Origin of the sequence: Salinibacterium sp. ZJ70 (genome assembly GCF_011751865.2) — a bacterium.
In the GTDB taxonomy this organism is placed as follows: domain Bacteria; phylum Actinomycetota; class Actinomycetes; order Actinomycetales; family Microbacteriaceae; genus Homoserinibacter.
The window spans coordinates 2,714,130-2,730,948 of sequence record NZ_CP061770.1 but is presented as its reverse complement, the minus strand read 5'-3'; the positions used below and the strand labels follow the sequence as shown (position 1 = coordinate 2,730,948).

The window sequence follows — 16,819 nt, the reverse complement described above, 5'->3', positions numbered from 1 at the left end:
TCAGGCGCGGGCCGTGTCGCCCGTTCCCGCGGAGATGTTGCGGATGAGCACGATGAGCCACGTGATGACGAGCGCGAAGCAGACGATCTCGGTGGCGGTGAGGGTGTAGATCCCGAACGCGAAGAAGAGGCTCGCGCCGATGATGACGGCGACGAACGCATACCCGACGGCCACGAACACGGCGGGGATCCGTGGGACGAGCAGCGGCAGCGCGATCACGAGCGCCGCGAAGACGACGACGAGCGCCGTGGCGAACGTGTTGTGCACCCACTCCACCCAGTTCACGTGGAAGACGCCGACGAGGGTGAGCGAGACGCCGAGCACGAGGAGCCCGATCCGCATCATCCGGATGCGCACCGATTCCCGGCGCTCGTCGTCATCGCGCGGGGACCGCGCCATGCCGCTCGCCGCGAGCTCGACCGCGAGGTAGTCGGCGAGGGCCGTGATCACCGCGCCCGCCACGACGAGCGTGATCGTGAAGACGATGCTCGCGATGTCGTCGGTGGCCCCGAGCGCCGAGATGTTCTTCTGCCACCATGCGGAATCCGAGGTGGACAGCATCGAGGCGAACACGCCCACCACGAGGAAGACGGCGAACACGGACGCGACGCGCGCCGCCGTCATCTCCGCGGCTGAGAGGAACGAGGTGTAGGCGGCCATGGCGGTGGCGGCGGAGATGACCACCATCGAGCTGAACGGGAACACGACCGCGCCGAGGAACGCCTGCGCCATGATGATCGACAGTCCCTCGAGCAGCAGGAGGGTTGTGAAGCCGTGGGCGAGCGCGAGCGCCGAGATGTCGAGGGTGAGGCGCCAGCGCGGCATCGTCGGCCGCAGGTGCCGGGTCGCGGTGGGCGCGGGCAGCAGGTAGCCGACGCAGAACGCGGCCGCGGCGGCGATGGCGGCGACCGCGGAGGTCCACGCTCCGAGCGACCAGGCCCCGGAGATCGGCAGCGATTGGAAGCGCACGCCGATGATCGCGGTGAGGAACGCGAGCGCGAATGCCGCGGCCGCGACCAGCAGCGCCCGTGACTCGGTCGTGCGGGCGGTCGCGACGATGCGCGTGCGGAGGGGCTCGAGGGGGGTCGGCGCGGCGGAGGCCATGCGCTCATCCTGCCCCCGTTCGGCGCACGCCAGAAGGGCCAGGTGGCCGCTGACGTGTCATCAGCTACCGGCGTAGGCTTGACGGGCTATGACGAACCCCGACGCTCCCGAGCTCGAGGCGTCCGACGAAGCTGTCCTCCGCCGCAGCCGGTTCGTCGACCTGACGCCGCTGCGCGACTACCCCGTCTTCCGCCGCCTCTGGATCGGCACATCGATCTCGGGCATCGGCGCCTGGATGACGATGGTGGCTGTCGGTCTTCAGATCTACGACATCACGGGCGACACCTTCGCCGTCGCCCTCGTGGGCGGCATCTCGCTCGTTCCGATGATCATCGCGGGCCTCTGGGGCGGCATGCTCGCCGACGCGTTCGACCGGCGCAAGGTGCTCCTCATCTCGAGCGTCGTCGCATGGCTCTCGGTGCTCGGACTCGTCGTGCTCGCCTTCGTCGATGCGGCCTACGTCGAGCGACCCCCGGTCTGGCCGTTCTACGTCTTCACGACGCTCAACGCGATCGCATCGACCATCTCGAGCACCACGCGCTCCTCCGTGACGCCGCGCATCCTCCCGCCGCACATGGTGTCGCGCGCGAACGCCCTCAACGGCATCGCCATGGGTCTGCAGATCACCACAGGCCCCGCGATCGCCGGCCTCCTCGTCGCCTCCACCGGATTCGCGGCCACGTTCGCGGTCGACGCGGTGCTCTTCACTGCGGGCTTCATCGGCATCCTCGGCCTGCCGAAGCTGCCGCCCCTCACCGCCACCGCCAAGCCCGGGCTCGAATCGCTGCGCGACGGGCTGCAGTTCCTGAAGCGCTCGCCGAACGTGCGCATGAGCTTCCTGGTCGACATCGTCGCGATGGGCTTCGGTCGCGTGGGCGTGCTGCTGCCCGCGATCGGTGCGATCGTCATCGGAGGTGGCGCTGTCACCGTCGGTCTGCTCACCGCCTCGATCGCGGTGGGCGTGCTGCTGGTGGGCGTGTTCTCGGGTCCCGTCGCGCACGTGCGTCGCTACGGCATCGCGATCAGCCGCGCGATCATGGTGTTCGGTGCGTTCACCGCGGGCTTCGGTGTCGTCATCGGCGTGACGGCCGCCGGATGGCTGGGTCCCGCGGGGCCCGAGTGGGACCAGGTGAACATCCCGGCGCTCGTCCTCGCGGCGGTCATGCTCGCGGGAACCGGCGCCGCCGACGAGGTGAGCGCGATCTTCCGCACGACCCTGCTGCAGACGGCGGCACCGGACGAGATGCGTGGCCGCATGCAGGGCATCTTCATCGTCGTCGTCACAGGCGGCCCGCGCGCGGGCGACATGATCGCCGGCTCCCTCGCGACGCTCGTCGCGCTGTGGTTCCCGCCGCTCGTCGGCGGCCTCGCGATCATCGCGATCATCGCCGTGCTCGTGCGCCTGCAGCCCACGTTCCGCCACTACGACGCGAGCGATCCGCAGCCGTAGAGGTGGACCGCGCGCGATCGTCGCCCCGGTGAGCTCACGGTCGGCATCGCGGCCGTCGGCGGAATCACCGGACGGGCGCGGCGGCGCGGATCGAGTGAGGGAATCGCGGGGAACGCTCGCAAGAAAGCGCTTTCTCGGGTACGCTGGCCGCGCAGCGAAGGAGCGCGATGATCCAGCCGAACGACGTGACGGGAGACCGTTCCGAGAAGCTCGCTCGAATCCGCTCGCTGCTCGATGCGCATGACGCCCCGCACCTCACGCTCGTCACTCCCGAGAACCTCACCTGGCTCTTCGATGGCGCGCGCGTGCAGGTGCCGTATGGGGGAGCCGCGATCATGCGCGCCGTGGTCGACCGTGACGGGCGGATCACCGCTCACGCATTCGCGAACGAGATCGACCGCCTCGCCGCCGAGGAGCTCGGCGGCCTCTCGCTCCACCCGGTGCCGTGGGATGTCTCGCTGCCATCCCCGGTGCCGGGTGGTCTCATCGACCGCGACCTCGTCGCCGAGATGCGTGCGCTGCGGGCCGTGCTGCTGGCGGAAGAGCGCGCGCGCTACGCGGCGCTGGGCGCGGAGGCCGCGAACGCGGTGAGCGCGGTGCTGCGCGAGGCACGACCGGAGCACACCGAGCGGGCGCTGGCCGCGGAGCTCGCACGTGCGCTCGTCGCGATCGGCGCCGAGCCGGTCGTGCTGCTCGTCGGTGGCCACGGTCGTCGCGCCCACCGGCATCCTCTGCCGACCGACGCCCTGCTCGGGCGTCGCGCGCTCGCCGTCGTCGGTGCGCGACGCCACGGACTCGTCGTGAGCTTCAGCCGCTGGGTGCGTTTCGAGCCGTCGGATGCGGGCGAGCGCGACGTCGAGGAGAGGCTGCTGCTCGTGGAGGCGGATGCCTTCGCGGCGACGCGCGCCGGGCGCACGCTCGCGGAGGTGCTCGCCGACGTGCGAGCCGCGTACGCCCGCCACGGATTCGACGCCGACGAATGGACCCGGCACCATCAGGGCGGCCCGGCCGGCTACCTCGGTCGTGACCCGCGTGCCACCCTCGACACCCACGACATCGTGCTCAGCGGCCAGGCATTCGCGTGGAACCCGACCGCAGAGGGCGCGAAGATCGAGGACACCGTCATCGTCGATGCCGACGGCGTGCACGTGCTGACGCGCGATCCGTCGTGGCCGGTGCGAGACGTCCGCGGCGTCCCTCGGCCGCTCGAGCTGGAGCTGTAGACCGCGAAGGCTCAGAAGACCGGCGTCGTGAAGCCGGGGCGGATGCGCTCGCCCGTCACGAGGTCGACACGTTCGTTCGGGGCGAGGGTGAGCGTCCGGGATCCGGAGCCGACCACGAGCTCGCCCGAGATGGGGACCGCCGCGAGCCCGACGGCGGCGCGCGGTGAGCCGGCCGCATCCGTCACGACCCGCCAGCCGCGCGGGAACTCGAGCAGCTGCTCGCCATCGCGCCACACGCGGATGCGGTCGTCGTCCCCGGCGAGCTCGATGAGCGCGCCCCCGATCCGACGAGAGAACGCGAGCGCCGATACGGCTGCACCGTGGTCGAGCCGCGTGGGGGTGAGGCCCGACAGCCACACCTCGCCGTCGGGGCGCGGCAGGATCCCGGATGAACGTTCGAGGGCGTCGAGGAAGAACAGCAGCGCGGGCGAGTAGGACTCGGTGTAGCCCGCATCGCCGCTGAACGGGTCGAGGCACTGGGGGAACCGGGCCGCTCGCGCGAGCGCCACGAGTGTCGAACCGGCGACGAGCGCATGCTCGGCGACGCGCCCATGGTGCTCGAACGGATGCGCGGAGCGGATCATGGACAGCAGGTTGACGGGTCCGCCCCACGAGTTTCGCGAGGCATCGCCTGAGAAGCGCGGGTCATCCATTGCGAGGGAGGTGAGTCCGGCGACGGAGAGGAACCGTCGCGTGTTGATCAGATCGCGTTCGAGAGCCGCCGCGAACTCCGCATCATCGCCGTGCTCCGCCTCGTAGACGCGCAGGATCACATCCGAGACGACCCGGCGCAGCTCGCCTCGCGCGTCTCGGTCGTAGTAGCGGCCGTCGTCCGCGAGACACTGCTCGACGAGTGCGGCTGCCGAGGTGGTGGCGCGAGCGCGCCATTCGGTGCCGTCGCGCCCGAGCGCCTCGGCGATGAGGGCGAGCTCGCGCCGCTGGGCCGCGACGTTGGCGGTGAGGTCGGGCGCGACGAAAGGGAGAGTCGGATGCGCGGGGTCGGCGAGCGCGGCGTCCGCTCGGAAGCAGCGATCGGGAGCGCCCCAGAACCGGGGCGATGCGTCGTGGCCGGTGTCGAACGTGCAGAAGGCTTCGACGCCGCCCGTGCCTCGCGTGTCGCGATGGCGGGCGAGCCAGTCGTCGTGTGCGGCGAGAGCTGTGTACATCGTTCGGAGGTATCCGAGATCGTTGCCCCCGCCGAGCCGGAAGGCGTTCCAGACGGTGCGCGCGAAGGGAGTCGCCATCTGGATCTGGCTGAACGCCGGGCCCTCATCCGTGACCTTGTAGGGGAGCAGGCCGTCCTCGCGCGCGCTCTCGGCCACCCGCAGGTGCGTCGCGCGGGTGACAGCGGGTGCGAACCGAGCGAGCACCTCCGCCGAGATCGACGCCGTGCTCTCGACCCACGCGCCCGGGTAGGCACCGCCTTCGACGAGCACCGGGTCGCCCTCGTCCGCCAGGGGGCGGATGCACGCCGAGAGCTCGCGAAGTGCCTGCGCGCGCCGCGCATCGAGCGGGCCGCCGACCGCGGCGAACCCGATCGCATCGGCCTCGAGCCCTGCGCGGAGAGGTCCATCGCCGATGTCGCCCGCAGGGTCGGCGTCACGCAGTGCGGTGACTGCCTCATCGATCGCGGTCATGCGCGCCTCCTTCCGAGAGTCTGGCGTATGCGACTGCGGGCGGCCCCCCAACCGGGACCGCCCGCAGTCGTGCGAGGTGCGGGTCAGCCAGCGGCGAGCGATGCACCCAGCTCGTCGATCCACTGCTGCGCGGCCGCGTCGAGTGCCGTGCGGCCGAAGTGGATGTCCGAGGAGATGCGCTGCGACAGCTCGTTGAGGATCGCGCCACCCGCAGGCTGCGGGGGAGCGACGACGCCGATCTCGAGCACCTTCTCGAGGTACTCCGCGGACTGCGCGTCGGACGGGGCGAGCAGGGGCTTCACGACCGCGAGGATGTCGGGGTTGAACTGCAGTCCGCGGTTGGCGAGGATGATCTCCGCCGCCGCGGGCTCGTTGAGCAGCCAGTCGAGCAGCATCGCCGAGGCCTCGGGGTGCTTGGTCTCAGCTGCGATCGCCCAGAACTGCGAGGGCAGCACCGCGACACCGGAGACGCCTGTGTTGCTCGGCGGCGGCAGGATCTGCACGTCGGCGCCGCCCGTGCCGGCCGCGTACGAGCCGATCTGGTTGCTGTAGGCGAAGGTGATGCCCGCTCGGCCGGTGCCGAAGAGCGTCTGGTCGGGCGTCAGGTTCTGGTTCTCGACGATGACCGACGCCTCAGGCAGACCGCCGCCGGCGATGAGCTTCTGCTCGATCTCGAACCATCCGGCGACGGTGTCGGCGTCGGTCGCCAGCTCGCCGTCCCAGTTGTAGATGCCGTCCTCGTTCTCCTGAGCGATGTAGGTGCCCAGGATGTCCTGGATGCGCAGGTCGAGCCCGTAGGTGCCGGCGGGGGTGCCCGCAGTGATCTGATCGGCGGCCGCGATGAGGTCGTCCCACGTCCAGTCGTCGTCGGGGATGGCGACGCCCGCCTGCTCGAACAGCGTGACGTTGATGAGCGTGCCGATCGCATTGCCGCCGGTCGGCAGGCCGTACAGGGTGCCATCCACGGTGGCGTTGGTGAGCGTGAAGTCCTCGTACTTCGAGGTGTCGAGGTAGTCGCTCACCGTCGAGAGGTCGAGGAGGGTGCCCGCGTCGCCGTACTCCTGGGGCTTCGCGCCTCCGAGTGCGAAGACGTCAGGGGCGGTGCCGGACGCGAAGTCGGTGGCGAGCCGGTTGAAGAGATCGTCGGGGGCGCCGACGGGCTGCTCGACCACGGTGATGTTGGGGTGCTCTGCCTCGAAGAGGTCGATCACCTCGGTCATGATGGCCGCGCGGTCGTCGTTGCCCCACCAGGCGATCGTGAGTTCGATCTCCTCGGCGGGGTCGTATCCGCCGCTCGTCTCGGGCGAGCTCGTGCAGCCCGTGAGGACGAGGGTGGCGGCGAGGGCGCCGCCGAGGGCAGCCTTCGCGGCGATGGAGCGTGCTGTACGCGTCATTGCGTCTCGTTTCCGTTGTGGTGGTGGAGCCACCGGGTTCTTGGCGGGATGTGAGGCTCGCTGCGACCTCGGGTCGCGGTCTCGGTGCGGATCGCTCCACGTCGAGAAACCGCTTTCTCGGGAAGCTAGCACCACGCTCCGAGAACTGTCAACGGGCAGTCGCACTCAGCTCGCGAGGGGTGCCGTCGAGCGCCGGACCTCGAGCCGCGGCTGGAAGAGCACGTCATGCTCGGGTTCCTGGTGGCTGATGAGGGCGAACATGCGGCGCCACGCCTGCACGCCCAGTTCGGCGTGCGGCACCGACGCCGTCGTGAGTGCAGGCGAGGTGTAGCGCGCGAATGGGATGTCGTCGAACCCCGTGACCGAGATGTCGTCCGGAACGAGGACGCCCCGCCCTTGGAGTCCGTCGATGAGCCCGATCGCGACGAGGTCGTTGTAGGCGAGGACAGCTGTCGCACCGGAATCGATGACGCGCTGCGTGGCGGCGTGGCCGTCCTCCGACGTGGCCCCGCCCGCGATCGTCTCGATCGAGATCCCCTCCGCAGTGGGGATGAACTGCTGGAGCCCGGCACGTCGCTGCGCATTCGATCGCGAGGTGGGAGGGCCCGCGAGATACGCGATGCGCCGGTGGCCGAGCTCGGTGAGATGCTGCGCGAGCTTCACGATCCCCGACTGATAGTCGATGGCGAGGGAGGGGGCGTCGAGGCCTGCGAGCGTGCGGTTGATGAGAACGAGCGGCTGCAGCTCGGAGGTCAGCTGCGCGAGCTCGGAATCGGACATGCGCGGCGCGCACAGCACGATCGCGTCGCAGCGGCGCCGCACCTCGGCGGCGAGCAGAGGCTCGTCACTCGGCGACTCGGCGGAGTCGGCGACGAGCACGCGGTAGCCGTCGTGGGCGGCGGTCTTCGAGAGGCTCGACAGCACTGCCTGGAAGGCGGGGTTCGCGAGGTCGGGGACGACGAAGGCGATCGCTGAGGTCTGGCCGAGCGCGAGGCTGCGCGCGAGGTGGCTCGGGCGGTAGTCGAGGCTTGCGGCAGAGGCGCGCACCCGCTCGGCGACATCCGGCTCCCCCACGAAGCGACCGTTCATCACACGAGAGACGGTCGCGGGGGAGACGCCAGCGTGCGTTGCGACATCTGCGATCGTTGCGGCGCGCGAGCGTCGTGCCATGCCGAGTCCTTCCGGTTCAGCGCCACACTAATGGTGTCGCGCGGAATGTTTGACGAGCACCCCCGCGACCTGCATACTCAGTTCACCGAGAAAGCGCTTTCTCGGTACACTACCCGCACGGCCGCGACGATCGCGGCCGAACCGCACGAGACGAGGAGGTCCGGCGTGAGCAGTCTGGGCGAATTGCGCAAGATGGCGCTCGACCGCAAGGCAGGCATCAAGGTCGCCACCCCCGACAACAAGGCCGCATACATCTTCCTCGCGCCGTGGCTCGTGGGGCTCCTGGCGTTCACGATCGGGCCCATGATCGCGTCGTTGTACCTCGCGTTCACGAAGTACAACCTGCTGAAGCCGCCCACCTGGAACGGCCTCGACAACTGGGTGCGCATGTTCAACGACGCGCGGCTCTGGAACTCGCTCGAGGTCACCGTCACCTACGTGGTCGTGGGAGTGCCGCTGCAGCTCGGGTTCGCCCTCGGCATCGCCCTGCTCCTGGACCGAGGGCTCCGCGGACTCGGCTTCTACCGTTCGCTCTTCTATCTGCCGAGCCTGCTCGGCGGTTCCGTCGCGATCGCGATCCTGTGGCGACAGGTGTTCGGCACCAACGGCCTCATCAACGAGATGCTCGCGTGGTTCGGCATCCAGGCTCCCGGATGGATCTCGCACCCCGACTACGCGCTCGGGACGCTCATCATCCTGCACATCTGGACGTTCGGGTCGCCCATGGTGATCTTCCTCGCGGGCCTGCGTCAGATCCCCGAGGAGTACTACGAGGCGGCGCAGATGGACGGCGCGGGCAAGGTCCGCCGCTTCTTCTCGGTGACGTTCCCGCTGCTCACGCCCATCATCTTCTTCAACCTCGTGCTGCAGCTGATATTCGCGTTCCAGTCGTTCACCCAGGCCTACATCGTCTCGGGCGGAACCGGCGGGCCGTCGGATTCGACGATGTTCTTCACGCTCTACCTCTATAAGCAGGCATTCACCGAGCTCGATATGGGCTACGCCTCCGCCATGGCGTGGTTCCTGCTCGTGATCATCGCCGGCTTCACCGCCTTCAACTTCTGGCTCTCGCGCTTCTGGGTCTTCTATGACGACTGAGCTGAGCCCCGCCGCCCGCCAGACCCCTTCGACGAAAGGCTCGACGATGAGCACCACCGAAGCCACCCGGCTCACGATGCGCGGGACCGCGCCCGCGCCGGCCCCACCGCGACTGCGTCCGTATCAGCGCCGCGCGCGCATCGTCGCCGTGTTCAAGCACATCGGTCTCGCGGCGCTGTCGCTCGTGATGATCTACCCGCTCATATGGCTCGTCGTCTCGTCGCTCAAGCCCAACGACCAGATCTTCGCGGACCTCAGCATCTTCTCGGCCGACCTCACCTTCGAGAACTACATCCGCGGATGGACGAGCCAGCAGCTGCCGTTCAGCCACTTCCTGTGGAACTCGGCTGTGCTCTCGTTCGGCGCGATCCTCGGCAACCTGATCTCGTGCTCGCTCGCCGCATACGCCTTCGCCCGGCTGCGGTTCAAGTTCCGCAACCTGTTCTTCGCGATCATGCTCGGCACGATCATGCTGCCGTTCCACGTGGTGCTCGTTCCGCAGTTCGTGATCTTCCGCGAACTCGGCTGGCTCGAGACGTTCCTGCCGCTCGTCGTGCCCAAGTTCCTCGCAACGGACGCGTTCTTCGTGTTCCTCATGGTGCAGTTCATCCGCGGTCTCCCGAAGGAGATCTTCGAGGCGGCGCGCATCGACGGCGCCGGGCATCCGCGGATGTTCACGCAGATCACGCTGCCGCTCATGACGCCGGCTCTCGCGACCACCGCGATCTTCACGTTCATCTGGACGTGGGGCGACTTCTTCGGCCCGCTCATCTATCTGAGAACGCGGGACAACTTCCCGGTGTCCATCGCGCTCAAGGGCTTCGTGGATGCGCAGTCGTCGTCGAACTTCGGGGCGATGTTCGCGATGAGCGTGGTGTCGCTCATCCCGCTGTTCCTCGCGTTCCTCGTAGGCCAGAAGTACCTCGTCAAGGGCTTCGCGACGACAGGCATCAAGTGAGCATCACCAGCTACGCCCTCATCGGGGTGGGCTCGCGCGCGCAGATGTACCTCGAGGCCATCGCGGGGCCGCACAGCGATTCCGCCCGACTCGTCGCGTGGGCCGACACGAATCGCGGTCGTGTCGCCTGGTCGGCGGCGCGGTTTCCGAGTCTCGGGGAACCCGAGGTGTTCGAGCTGGACGACCTGGAGTCGGTCGTGCGGGAGCGCGGCATCGACACCGTCATCATCACGAGCCCGGATGCGACGCACGCCGACTACATCGTCACGGCTCTCGACGCAGGCGCGGACGTCGTCGTCGAGAAGCCGCTCACGACGACGGACGAGGGAGTGCGCCGCATCGCAGAGGCGGTGGAGCGCACGGGTCGCTCGGTGACCATCACGTTCAACTACCGCTACGCCCCCCGCAATACGGCGCTGCGCCAGGTGATCGCCTCGGGCGAGATCGGCGAGATCACGAGCGTCCACTTCGAGTGGGTGCTCGATACGGGACACGGCGCCGACTACTTCCGGCGCTGGCACCGGGAGAAGGCCAACTCGGGAGGGCTGCTCATCCACAAGGCCTCGCATCACTTCGACCTCGTGAACTGGTGGATCGCCGATGCTCCCGTCAAGGTCTACGCCTCCGGCGGGCTGCGCTTCTACGGTGCCGAGAATGCGCAGGCGCGCGGACTCGGAGCGCGCCCGCAGCGCGGCACCACCGACTCGCCGCTGCGCGACCGGTTCAGCCTCGATCTGCGGCGCGATCCGCTGTTCAACGGGCTCTACTTCGAGCAGGAGCAGCACGACGGCTACCTGCGCGACCGCGACGTGTTCGACTCGGGCATCACGATCGAAGACAACCTGTCGGTCGTCGTGGACTACGCCCGCGGCGCGACGATGTCCTACTCGCTCAATGCCCACGCGCCGTGGGAGGGCTACGTGGTGTCCGTCAACGGCACCGAGGGTCGCGCCGAGCTCACCGTCGTCGAGCGCGGCGCCGTGATGCTCGACGAGGAGGGCGATGTCGTCGTGGACCCGAGCGCGCGTCCGGACCTCGTGGTCGACGAAGGGGCGCGTCCGGTCTCGGAGCGGCTCGTCGTGCAACGGCACTGGCAGAGTGCGCGCGATGTGGAGATCCCGCATGGCACGGGCGGGCACGGCGGTGGCGATGCCCTGCTGCTGCGAGAGGTGTTCGTGGGTGGTGAGTCCGATGGGCTCGGACGCGCCGCCACATGGAAGGACGGCGTTCGCGCCGTGGTCGTGGGGCTCGCGGGCAACCGCTCGCTCGACAGCGGACAGGCGGTGCGCATCGCCGACCTCGACCTCGGGCCCGCAACGCGCGACGTTTCGGGGGCGGGCGCATGACCCGCACGCTCGTCACCGGCGGCGCGGGGCGTCTGGGTCGCAGCGTCGTCGCTGCGCTCGCCGAATCCGGCCGTGAGGTGGTCTCGCTCGACCGCGTCGTCGCCCCCGGACTCGCGGCGCGGCAGGTCGAGATCGACCTGCTCGACGAGGGCGCGCGCGCCGCAGCCTTCGATGAGGTGCAGCCGCATGAGGTCGTGCACCTCGCCGCCATCCCTGCCCCGTTCCAGGCCCCCGAACACGAGACGTACGCCGTCAACACGGGCCTCGCGTTCGGGGTGCTGGACGACGCCCTGCGCCTCGGCGTGCGGTCACTGCTGGTCGCAAGCAGCCCCACGGTGCTCGGATACGGTGCCCCCGACGGCTGGCAGGCGGAGCGGCTTCCGCTCGACGAACGGCACCCTGTCGCGCCGTGGAACGGCTACGCCCTCTCGAAGGTCGCCGTCGAGGAGCTCGTTCGCATGACGGCGCGCCGTGACGGTGCACGACTCCGGACGGCCGCGTTCCGGCCCTGCTACGTGATCGCCCCGGAGGAGTGGGCCGGCGCGCCCACCCAGCAAGGGCACACGGTTCTCGAGCGCCTCGAGCGCCCCGAGCTCTCGGCGGTCGCGCTCTTCAACTACGTCGACGCACGGGATGCCGGCGACTTCGTCGTCGCATGGCTCGACCGCGCGCCCGAGGTGCCCAACGGCTCCGTCTTCTTCGTGGGAGCACCGGATGCGCTCGTCCGCGGGAGTGTGCCCGATGCGGTGCGCGCCCACCTGCCGCAGCTCGCCGCCGCAGCCTCCGGGTTGGGCGACACAGAGTCCCTCTTCTCGACGGCCCGCGCCCGCGAGCTGCTCGACTGGACCGCGCGCCGCACCTGGCGCACCGAGCTCCCGAAAGGCCCCCAGTGACTGAACTGCGCTTCGCCGACGGCGTTCTGTACTTCCCGGTGACGGCGTTCGACGCCGCCGGGCGCGTCGACCCGGATGCGACGGCCGCTCATATCGCCGATCGCCTCGATGCGAACCCCGGAGGCGTCTTCGCCGCCTGCGGCACGGGCGAGTTCCATGCGCTCTCGGCCGCTGAGCACGACGTGGTGGTGCGCGCAGCGGTCGAGGCCACTGCCGGACGCGTGCCGGTCGTGGCAGGAGCGGGCGGGCCTCTCGGGCACGCGATCGAGTGTGTGCGTGCCGCCGAGCGTGCGGGTGCCGATGGCGTGCTGCTTCTGCCGCCGTACCTCGTGAACGGCCCGCAGGCGGGCATCGTCGCCTACGTCGAGGCCGTGCTCGCCGCGACGGCTCTGCCGGTCGTGCTCTATCACCGCGGCGCCGGGGCTCTCACTGTCGATTCCGTCGAGCGACTGCTCGCGCACCCCGGTGTCGCGGGCATCAAGGACGGCGTGGGCGATATCGCGCTCGCCCAGCTGTTCGCCCGCGCGGCAGCACGTCGCGATCGCGAGACGCTCATGTTCAACGGGCTGCTCACAGCAGAGCTCAGCCAGGCTGCGTATCGCGCGATCGGCATCCCGCTGTACTCGTCGGCTGTCTTCGCGATGGCGCCCGAGATCGCCAACGCGTTCTACCGTGCACTGCAGCACGACGACCAGGAGACGCAGCATCGGCTGCTCGACGACTTCTACCGCCCGCTCGTCGCCCTGCGCGACGAGACGCCCGGATTCGCGGTGTCTCTCATCAAGGCGGGCCTGCGTCTGGCGGGAGCGCCCGTGGGGGGCGTGCGAGCTCCGCTCGTCGACCCGAGCGCCGTGCAGACCGAGCGTCTGGCGCGGATCCTCGACGACGGCTGGAGGGTCGTCGGCACATGAGCGCGCGCATCGACGACATCCGGGTGGGTCTCGTGGAGGTCGCCCTCGTGCGACCGTGGGCGTCCGACGTCACGAGCGTGTCGGTGCTGCCCGTCGAGGTGCGGTGCAGCGACGGCGTGGTCGGCTACGGGTTCAGCTGGACGCCGACGATCGGCGCGAGCGCTGTGCGCGCGCTCGTGCGCGATGACCTCACTCGCTGGTGGCTCGGCCGCGACGCCGACCCGCAGCAGTGGGGAGATGCATGGCGCCACCTTCATGAGGCGGGCGGAGGCGGCATCACGACGATCGCGCTCGCGGGAGTGGATCTGGCCCTGTGGGACGCAGCTGCGCGCCGAGCCGGTGTCGGCATCGCCGAGCTGCTCGGCCGAACGCACGAGCGCCTGCCGGTCTACGGCAGCGGTATCAACCTGCACTATGCGCTCGACGACCTGCTCGCGCAGGTCGAACGCTGGGTCGCCGCAGGGTACGAGGCGGTCAAGATCAAGGTCGGCCGGCCGGATGCGCGCGAGGACCTCGAACGTCTGCAGGCGGTGCGCGAGGTGCTCGGCCCCGACCGCCACCTCATGATCGACGCCAACCAGCGCTGGGATCTCGACACCGCCTCCCGCCGTCTCGATCTGTTCGCTGAGGTGGAGCCGTACTGGATCGAGGAGCCGCTCTGCGCCGACGACCTCGCGGGGCATCGCGAGCTGCGGCGCCGCACCGACATCCCCATCGCCGTCGGCGAGAATCTGCACACCGTTCACCGCTTCCGCGAGGCGATCGATGCAGGGCTCGATGTGCTGCAGCCGAATGTCGTGCGCGTGGGCGGTATCACGCCTTTCCTCGAGATCGCCGCACTGGTGAGAGCGGCCGATCGCACCCTCGCACCGCATCTGCTTCCCGAGCTCACCGCTCAGCTCGCGTTCGCGCTGCCCGACGTGTGTGCCATCGAGGACGTCGAGGACGCCCGGTTCGGCGACCTCGGAGTGCTCGCCGAGCAGCCCGCGCTCGACTTCTCCGGCGGCTGGGTGAGCGGGGGAGCCCGCCGCGGCCTCGGAATCCGATTCGACCAGACCCCCGTGGAGGCCTCATGAGCGACGACGTGCAGCACCTGGCGACGCGAGCGGCAGCTGCCGCTCCGCTCCTCGCCGCGATGAGCGCGGGAGAACGTGCGCGGATGCTCTCGGCCATCGCCGATGCGCTCGATGCTCGAGCCGACGATCTCGTCGCGGAGGCGATGCGCGAGACGGCTCTGGCGGAGCCGCGACTGCGCGGGGAGCTGGCGCGCACCACGACCCAGCTCCGCAAGTTCGGAGCGGTGGTGCTCGAGGGTTCGTATCTCGAGGCGACCATCGATCACGCCGACGCGGACGATGTACCCCCTCGACCTGACCTGCGCCGCATGCTGCGCCCGATCGGCCCGGTGGCGGTCTTCGCCGCATCCAACTTCCCGTTCGCGTTCTCCGTCGCGGGAGGCGACACCGCTTCGGCGCTCGCCGTGGGCTGCCCCGTGATCGTGAAGGCGCACTCGGGCCACCCGGCCACGTCGCGCCTCACGGCAGAGATCGTGACCGCCGCCCTCACCGCGCACGCAGCCCCGGAGGGTGCGTTCGCGCTCGTGAGCGGCCACGACAACGGGCTCGCGCTCATCGATGCCGAGGAGATCGAGGCGGTCGCGTTCACCGGTTCGGTGGCGGGGGGCCGCGCGATCCTGGATCGGTGCACCGCACGCACGCGGCCGATCCCATTCTTCGGGGAGCTCGGCAGCCTGAACCCCGTCATCGTGACACCGGCAGCGGACGCCGCGCGCGGGGAGGAGCTCGCGGCGGGGCTCGCGGGATCCTTCCAGCTGGGCGCCGGCCAGTTCTGCACCAAACCGGGGCTCGTTCTGGTGCCTGCGGAATCGCGTCTGGCGGAGGCGCTCCCCGGCCACGTGGAGAGATCGCGTCCCACACTGCTCACTGCGCGGATCGCCGAGGGGTTCGTCGAGGGGCGTGCGCTCGCCACCGCGGTCGAGGGGGTGCGGGTCCTCGCGGGTGGCGACGCCCCGACGGCGCCCACGGTGCTCGCGACCGATGCGTCCGTTCTCCTGGCGAACGCGGATGTGCTGCTGGGTGAGGTGTTCGGGCCCGTCACGCTGCTTGTGAGCTGTGCCGACGAGAGGGAGCGCAACCGGGTGATCGATGCGCTCGGGGGCAGTCTCACCGCGACCGTGCATGCCGAGGAGACCGACGACCTCGATGCGATCGTGGCGCGCCTCTCGAGTCTCGCGGGGCGTGTGCTGTTCGCGGGATGGCCCACGGGCGTCGCCGTGTCGTGGGCGCAGCACCACGGGGGACCGTGGCCCGCAACGAACACTCAGCACACGTCGGTGGGCGCGACGGCGGTGCGGCGGTTCCTGCGTCCGATCGCATTCCAGGATGCGCCCGCCCGTGTGCTGCCCGCCGAGCTGCTCGACGAGAACCCGCTCGGCATTCCCCGGCGGGTCGACGGCAGGATCGAACTGCCCGAGCACCCCTAGCTGTCGAACGCGCGCGCGAGCGGCGACGATGGATCGCGCACCGCGACCACGAAGCGGGACGCGATGAGGTCGAGTCCGCCCTGATCGGGGTGGAGCCCATCGTGGAGGTGATGCACATCCGCGGGGCCGAGCAGGTCGCGTCCGTCGATGACGTGCAGGTGAGGATCCGCGCGACGTGCCACCACGTCCGCGAGGATGTCGCGCGAACGCTCGAGCGTCAGTCCGGTGTCCTCCGCGGAGCCGCGACCCACCGCCCGCCCGTCGGCTCCTGCGCGGATCGGGCCCTGAGCAGATTCCACCACCGGGCAGGCGAAGGCGCCCATCACCACGATGGGAGTCTCTGGATGGCGGTCCCGGATGAGGTCGAGGAATGCGTGGGCCGCCGAGCCGAAGGCGCGCTGGCGCATGGCATCCGCACCGACGACATTGATGCCGAGCTCGAGCGTGATGACGTCGGCGTCCGTCGAGGCGATCGAGTGCGCTGTCATCGGATCCAGCTGGGCGTTGCCGCCGAACCCCAGATTCGTCCACCGAATGCCGAGGGTGCGACCGACCTGCGCGGGCCAGGTGCGACGGGCGTCGGCCGCGTCACCTCCCTGGCTGATCGAACTGCCGTGGTGCACCCAATGCCTGCCGGGAGCCGGCCCTGCCGGTGCGATCGTCGCGTCAGCGCGCACGTCGCGCACTGTGACCCCGGCATCGGTCGGGAACCAGATCGTGACCTCGCGCTCGCGGCCCGAATTCGGGACCTCGAGCACGATCGTCTCCGTCGGTGCGTGCTCGACGTCCCACGGCCCGCCATGCCGCTCTCGGACGAGCGACGTTCGAGCAGGGCGCGCACGCGCCGCGACTCTCCCGTCGATCTCGGCGAGGAACTCGGCCTCATTCGCGGGCGCGCCGAGATGCGCCATCACGAGCCGCTCGACGTCGACAGCGAGCTCGATCCGCGACGCCGCGGTGAGCAGCCGCAGCCGCACACCCGAGGTGAACGTGCCGATGAGGGCGAGCGGCTCGGGGGCGAGCGGCAGCTGATCCGCGGTCAGGCGCAGCGGGCGCACACCACCGTCGGGAGTCTCGACGACATCCACGACGCCCTCGAACGCCGACCGCGGCAGCCTCATGCCGCCATTCT

General features: G+C 70.0%; 14 protein-coding genes. 9 read left to right on the top strand and 5 right to left on the bottom strand.

Going from position 1 to position 16,819, the window contains the following annotated elements:
* Positions 1-1,104, bottom strand: a complete 1,104-nt coding sequence (locus HCR12_RS12980) for a hypothetical protein (RefSeq protein ID WP_166867074.1) — start codon at positions 1,102-1,104, stop codon at positions 1-3.
* 88 nt (positions 1,105-1,192) lie between these two features.
* On the opposite strand from HCR12_RS12980, the gene HCR12_RS12975 reads away from it, so the two are divergent.
* Positions 1,193-2,554 (top strand): MFS transporter, encoded by a 1,362-nt coding sequence (locus HCR12_RS12975; RefSeq protein ID WP_166867072.1) that lies wholly within the window; start codon positions 1,193-1,195, stop codon positions 2,552-2,554.
* A 167-nt stretch (positions 2,555-2,721) separates the two neighbouring features.
* Complete coding sequence (locus HCR12_RS12970) at positions 2,722-3,777, top strand: M24 family metallopeptidase (RefSeq protein ID WP_166867070.1); 1,056 nt, start codon at positions 2,722-2,724, stop codon at positions 3,775-3,777.
* Positions 3,778-3,788: 11 nt separating this feature from the next.
* Here HCR12_RS12970 and HCR12_RS12965 read toward each other — a convergent pair whose 3' ends face one another.
* From HCR12_RS12965 to HCR12_RS12955, 3 genes are all read right to left on the bottom strand, one after another.
* On the bottom strand, positions 3,789-5,414 hold the full coding sequence (locus HCR12_RS12965; RefSeq protein ID WP_166867068.1) for an MGH1-like glycoside hydrolase domain-containing protein: 1,626 nt from the start codon (positions 5,412-5,414) through the stop codon (positions 3,789-3,791).
* An 83-nt stretch (positions 5,415-5,497) separates the two neighbouring features.
* Positions 5,498-6,808, bottom strand: a complete 1,311-nt coding sequence (locus HCR12_RS12960) for an ABC transporter substrate-binding protein (protein WP_166867066.1) — start codon at positions 6,806-6,808, stop codon at positions 5,498-5,500.
* A 165-nt stretch (positions 6,809-6,973) separates the two neighbouring features.
* Positions 6,974-7,978: a LacI family DNA-binding transcriptional regulator gene (locus tag HCR12_RS12955; RefSeq protein WP_166867064.1), complete on the bottom strand. Its 1,005-nt coding sequence runs from the start codon at positions 7,976-7,978 to the stop codon at positions 6,974-6,976.
* A 165-nt stretch (positions 7,979-8,143) separates the two neighbouring features.
* Between HCR12_RS12955 and HCR12_RS12950 the strand changes: the two genes are divergently transcribed.
* From HCR12_RS12950 to HCR12_RS12920, 7 genes are read left to right on the top strand one after another with little or no spacing between them, the layout of a single operon-like run.
* Entirely contained in the window at positions 8,144-9,076 is a 933-nt protein-coding gene (locus HCR12_RS12950) for a carbohydrate ABC transporter permease (protein WP_166867062.1), read from the top strand.
* 46 nt (positions 9,077-9,122) lie between these two features.
* On the top strand, positions 9,123-10,034 hold the full coding sequence (locus tag HCR12_RS12945; protein WP_224763520.1) for a carbohydrate ABC transporter permease: 912 nt from the start codon (positions 9,123-9,125) through the stop codon (positions 10,032-10,034).
* Positions 10,031-11,380, top strand: a complete 1,350-nt coding sequence (locus tag HCR12_RS12940) for a Gfo/Idh/MocA family protein (protein WP_224763519.1) — start codon at positions 10,031-10,033, stop codon at positions 11,378-11,380. Before HCR12_RS12945 ends, HCR12_RS12940 begins: the two co-directional genes overlap by 4 nt.
* A complete protein-coding gene (locus HCR12_RS12935) occupies positions 11,377-12,273 on the top strand; it encodes an NAD-dependent epimerase/dehydratase family protein (protein WP_166867058.1) in 897 nt (298 codons plus the stop codon). The genes HCR12_RS12940 and HCR12_RS12935 overlap by 4 nt, the downstream gene beginning before the upstream one ends.
* A gap of 5 nt (positions 12,274-12,278) precedes the next feature.
* Entirely contained in the window at positions 12,279-13,184 is a 906-nt protein-coding gene (locus HCR12_RS12930) for a 5-dehydro-4-deoxyglucarate dehydratase (protein WP_166867479.1), read from the top strand.
* Positions 13,181-14,260 (top strand): mandelate racemase/muconate lactonizing enzyme family protein, encoded by a 1,080-nt coding sequence (locus HCR12_RS12925; RefSeq protein ID WP_166867056.1) that lies wholly within the window; start codon positions 13,181-13,183, stop codon positions 14,258-14,260. Before HCR12_RS12930 ends, HCR12_RS12925 begins: the two co-directional genes overlap by 4 nt.
* Positions 14,257-15,687 carry an aldehyde dehydrogenase (NADP(+)) gene (locus tag HCR12_RS12920; protein ID WP_166867054.1) on the top strand — a complete coding sequence of 477 codons (1,431 nt, stop codon included), beginning with the start codon at positions 14,257-14,259 and terminating at the stop codon, positions 15,685-15,687. The genes HCR12_RS12925 and HCR12_RS12920 overlap by 4 nt, the downstream gene beginning before the upstream one ends.
* Here the strand turns inward: HCR12_RS12920 and HCR12_RS12915 are convergent.
* A complete protein-coding gene (locus tag HCR12_RS12915) occupies positions 15,684-16,808 on the bottom strand; it encodes an SGNH/GDSL hydrolase family protein (protein WP_166867052.1) in 1,125 nt (374 codons plus the stop codon). The genes HCR12_RS12920 and HCR12_RS12915 overlap by 4 nt on opposite strands.
* Positions 16,809-16,819 lie beyond the last annotated feature (11 nt).